Genomic DNA, 5,242 nt, shown 5'->3' with positions numbered 1-5,242 from the left:
CGCGGCGCCAGTGGTCGAGGCCGGCCACCACCCGCGGTCCGGCGGCCGCGGCGGGCAGGGCGCGGGCCCAGCCGCGGAAGGAGGTGCCCGCCCGCTCGACGCGGGCGCCCCGCTCGACCGCGGCGGCCAGGTCGTCGACCAGGATCCGCCATGAGGCCGCGTCGACGACCAGATGGTGGGCCACGAGCACGAGGCGTCCCGGGGCGCCGGCGCGGTCCAGCCAGACGCAGGCGAGCATCCGGCCGGCCGCCGGGTCGATGCGGTCGCGGGCCCGGGTCGCCGCCTCGACGACCGCCGCGACGAGGTCACCGGGCTCCGCACCGATCCGTTCCAGGACCGTCTCTCCGGCGGCGGGCGGCGGCACGTCGAGCTCGCCGCGATCGGCGACGAGCCGTGCGCGCAGCACGTCGTGGGCGACCAGGAGCGCGGCCAGTGCCGCATCCAGCGCCTCCCGGGTCAGTCCCGCCGGCGTGGCGACGACGAGCTGCTGCGTACACGCGGCCGGGACCGGGCCGGCCGCGACCAGCTCGCGCATGATCGGCGTCAGCGGCACGGTGCCCACCGCGGACGCCGCCGGCTCCCCGGGGCGCACCGACGGCGGACCGGCCGCAGCGGCGAGCGCGGCCACCGTGCGCCGGGTGAACACGTCGCGCGGGCTCAACTGCAGCCCCTCCGACCGCGCCCGCCCGACCAGCTGGATCGACAGGATGCTGTCCCCGCCGAGGGCGAAGAAGTCGTCGTCGATGCCGACCGCGGGCACGCCGACGACCTCGGCGACGATCCCGGCCAGGACGCGCTCGGCGGCCGTGCGGGGCTGCCGGTCCGCCCGCGGGGTGGGCGCGCCCGCTGCATCGGGGGCGGGCAGCGCCGCGCGGTCGACCTTGCCGTTGGCCGACAGCGGGATCCGGTCGAGCCCGACCATGACCGCGGGCACCATGTAGTCCGGCAGCAGCGCCGCGGCCGCGTCCCGGACCGCGGCGAGCGCGTCGGCGTCGGGGGCGCGGCCCGCCGGGCCGGCGATGTAGCCGACCAGCCGCAGCCCGCCGGGTCCGTCCGCGCGGGCCACGACGATCGCCCGCGCGACGGCCGGGTGGCGCTCCAGGACGCGCTCGACCTCGGCCGGCTCGATCCGGTGCCCGCGCACCTTGACCTGGTCGTCGACCCGGCCGAGGAACTCCAGGGTGCCGTCGCGGCGGCGCAGCGCCACGTCGCCGGTGCGGTAGAGCCGCGCGCCGGGCACCCCGAACGGGTCGGCGACGAAGCGGGTCGCGGTCAGCCCCGGCCGCCCCAGGTAGCCCTGGGCGACCTGCGGCCCGCCCAGGTACAGCTCGCCGGGCACGTCCGGCGGCACCGGGGCCAGCCACCGGTCCAGGACGTGCGCCGTCGTGGCGCCGCGCGGCAGCCCGATCGGCACCAGCGGACCCGAGCCCGTGCCCGGTCGGGCGCGGTGCACCGTCGCGTACACGGTCGCTTCGGTCGGTCCGTAGAAGTTCCAGACCGGGCGGTCCCCGACGAGGGCGCCGACCCCGTCCAGCAGCGCCGCGGGGATCGCCTCCCCGCCGAGGGCGAGTACGCCCGGGCGCACGTCGTGGCCGCCGTCGAGCAGCGCGGTCATCAGGCTGGGCACGGTGCTGACGAACGCGCCCTCGGCGACACCGGGCCCAGCCAGCGCGCCGGCGTCCTCGACGACGCTCAACCGGGCGCCCCGGGTCAGCGCGCCGACCAGTTCCAGCAGCGAGACGTCGAAGCTCAGCGAGGTGCTGAGCACGACCCGGTCGGGCTGGTCGGGTCCGAGCACCGGGCCCAGCCAGTCGGCGAACGCGGCCAGGTTGGCGTGGCTGACCACGACGCCCTTGGGTCGGCCGGTCGACCCGGAGGTGTGGATGACGTAGGCGACGTCGCGACCATCGGCCCCGGCATCAACACAGCCGTCGACCTGGCCGGTCGCCTCGGGGGCGGCGGCGTCCACCAGGACCCGGTCCACCGCCGCGGGCAGCCGGCCCTGCAGGGCCCGGGTGGTGAGCACGACGGTCGGGGCGGCGTCGGCGAGCACGAACGCGGTGCGCTCCAGAGGGTGGCCGGGGTCCAGCGGCAGGTAGGCCGCCCCCGCCGCCCAGACGCCCAGCACGGCGACCACCAGGCCGGTGTCGCGTGGAAGCGCGAGCCCCACGACGTCGCCGCGGCCGACGCCGGCAGAGCGCAGCCGCCCGGCCAGCTCGTCGGCCCGGGCCAGCAGTCGCGCGTAGGTCAGCGCCCCGCCGCCGCCCTCGACCGCAACGGCGTCCGGGACCAGCCGGGCGACCGCGCGGATCCGGGCCGGCACGGTCGTCGGCTGCGCCATGGCGGCGGCGGCGACGGCGGGCTCCTCACCGGGCAGCAGCACGGGCAGCGCGCGCACGGGCCGGTCGGGGTCGGCGATCGCGGCGCCGAGCAGCCGGGCCAGCCGCCCGGCGAACGCGGCCGCGGCGTCGGCGTCGAACAGGTCCCGGGCGTACTCGACGCGCAGGTCCAGCTCCCCCGTCGGCTGCTCGGTGACCGTGACGGTCAGGTCGAACTTCGCCGCGGTGATCGGCACCGGGCGCGGCGTCACGGCCAGCCCGCCCAGCTGCGGGGCGAGCGCGGGCGGGCGCTCGTAGGCCAGCAGGACCCGGAACAGCGGCGAGCGCCCGGTGCCGCGGTCGGCGGCCACGGCGTCGACGACCCGGTCGAAGGGCACGTCCTGGTGGGCGTAGGCGGCCAGGTCGGCGGCCCGGACGCGGGCGAGCAGCTCGCGGAACGTCGGGTCGCCCGAGACGTCGGCCCGCAGCACGAGGGTGTTGACGAAGAAGCCGACCAGCTCGTCGAGGGCGGGGTCGTCGCGGCCCGACACCGGGCTGCCCACGACGACGTCCGGGCCGGCTCCCGACCGGGCCAGCAGCGCCGCGAGCGCCGCGTGCACGACCATGAACCCGGTCGCCGCGCTCGCCCGGGCCAGCCGGCGCAGGCCGACGGCGACCTCCTCCGGGAGCCGCTCGAGCACGTAGCCGCCGGCCCCGCTGCGCTCGGCGGGGACCGGGAACGAGGTGGGCAGCGCCATCTCGGCCGGGAGGTCGCGCAGCGCCGCCCGCCAGAAGTCCAGCCCGGCCCGGAACTCCTCGCCCGCCTCGTCCACGACCGCGCGCTGCCAGACCGCGTAGTCGCGGTAGGGCACCGGCGGCGGGGGCAGGGCGGCTTCGCGCCCCGCCGCGCGGGCCCGGTACGCCGCGGCGAGGTCGGTGAACAGCGGGCCGACCGAGCCCTCGTCGGCGGCCACGTGGTGCAGCAGCACGACCAGTACGGCGCGGTCCGGGGACAGCCGCAACACGGTGATCCGCAGGGGCGGCTCCGCCGCCAAGTCGAACGCGCGCCCCGCGGCCCTGGCGACCGCTCGCTGCACGGCCTCCGGCGCCGGGTCGACGTCGACGACCTCGATCGGCACGCCGCTGGGCGGGGCGACCACCTGCACACCGGTCCCGTCGCGGTCGTCGAGCGTGGTGCGCAGCGGTTCGTGCCGGGCGACCACGTCGGCGAAGGCCAGCCGCAGCGCGGCCAGGTCCAGCGGGCCGTCGACGTCGAAGGCGATCGGGATGGTGTAGGCCGTGCCCGGGCCGTCGAGCCGGTCGAGGAACCACAGCCGCTGCTGGGCGTGCGACATCGGCGCCTCGATGACCGCGCCGGCGCGGGCCGGAGCCCCCCGCTGGAGCCGGGTCCGCTTCGGGCGCTCGCCGGCCAGCGCCGCGGCCATCCCGGCGACCGTCGGCGCGGCGAAGACCTGCCGGATCGACAGGTCGGCGTCCAGCGCGGCGCGCACCCGCCCGACCAGCCGGGTGACCAGCAGCGAGTCGCCGCCGGCCGCGAAGAAGTCGTCGTCGGCGCCCACCGCGGGCACGCCGAGCAGGTCGGCGACCAGCCCGGCCAGGATTTCCTCGACCGGCGCGCCCGGCGCGCGCCCGGACGCGGTGTGCCGCGGCTCGGGGAGCGCGCGCCGGTCGACCTTGCCGCTGGGCGTCATCGGCAGCGCGTCGAGCACGACAGTCGCCGACGGCACCATGTAGGCCGGCAGCGCCGAGCGCGCCCAGTCCTCGACCTCGGCGACGGTGGCCCCGGCCTGCAGCACCACGTGCGCGACGAGCCGGCGCTGCCCGGTCGGGCCGGCCGGGGCGCTGGCCACGGCGGCGGCCACCGCCGGGCTCGCGGCCAGCGCGACCTCGACCTCCTCCAGCTCCAGCCGCATCCCGCCGACCTTGACCTGGTTGTCGGCGCGGCCGACGAACTCCAGGGTCCCGTCCCCGGCCCAGCGCACGATGTCGCCGGTGCGGTAGAGCCGGGTGCCGGGTGGGCCGAACGGGTCGGCGACGAACCGGGCCGCGGTACCGGCGGGGTCGCCCACGTAGCCGCGGCCCAGCATCGACCCGGCCACGTAGAGCTCGCCGTCGATGCCCGGCGGGACCGGGCGCAGCCAGCCGTCGAGCACGTGCAGCCGGGTGTTCGGGTTGGGCCGCCCGATCGAGGTGCGCATCCGGCGCCCGCCCTCGCGGTACACCACGTGCGACACGCCGATCGTGGTCTCCGCCGGCCCGTAGCCGTGGTACATCGTGGCCCGGCTCAGCGCCCGGAAGCGCTCGAACAGCTCCGGGGTGAGCACCTCACCACCGCACCAGACGTGCCGCACCGCGGGCAGGACCTCGCCGGCACCGGGCAGCGCCAGCATCGCGTCGAGCATCGACGGCACCAGGTAGGTGAAGGTGACCCCGCCGACGCGCACCAGCTCCAGCAGCGCCGACGGGTCGCGCTCGGTGCCCGGCGCGGCCACCACCACCGCGCCCCCGGCCACCAGCGGCAGCAGGAACTCGTTGACCGAGATGTCGAACGTGGTGGGCGCCTTGAACAGGGCGGCGTCGTCGGGACCGAAGCCCAGCAGGCCGATCTGCCACACCAGCCGCTCGGCGATGGCGTCGTGGCGCAGCATCGCGCCCTTGGGCGTCCCGGTCGACCCGGAGGTGAACATCACGTAGGCGAGCCGGGCCCCCTCCAGCGGAGGATCGTCGACCACCCGCTCGTCGTCGAAGGCCCAGTTGCCCAGGTCGACGACCAGCACCGGCCGATCGGGCAGTGCCGGGCGCGCCGGCCCGGTCAGCACCGCGACGGCGCCGGCGGCGGCCAGCACCCGGTCGCGGCGGGCGGGCGGCCAGTCCGGGTCGACCGGCACGAACACCGTGCCGGC

The 5,242-nt window shown here is 78.0% G+C and carries 1 protein-coding gene; it reads right to left on the bottom strand.

Annotation, left to right across the window (positions count from 1 at the left end; translation table 11 throughout):
• A partial coding sequence (locus KIK08_RS37100; protein ID WP_214407993.1) for a non-ribosomal peptide synthetase occupies positions 1 to 5,242 on the bottom strand: 5,242 nt, incomplete at both ends.

It is taken from the genome of Pseudonocardia lacus, assembly GCF_018531445.1.
GTDB classification, from domain to species: Bacteria; Actinomycetota; Actinomycetes; order Mycobacteriales; family Pseudonocardiaceae; genus Pseudonocardia; species Pseudonocardia lacus.
The sequence above is the reverse complement of the archived record's forward strand: the minus strand, read 5'-3'. Positions and strand labels throughout refer to the sequence as shown.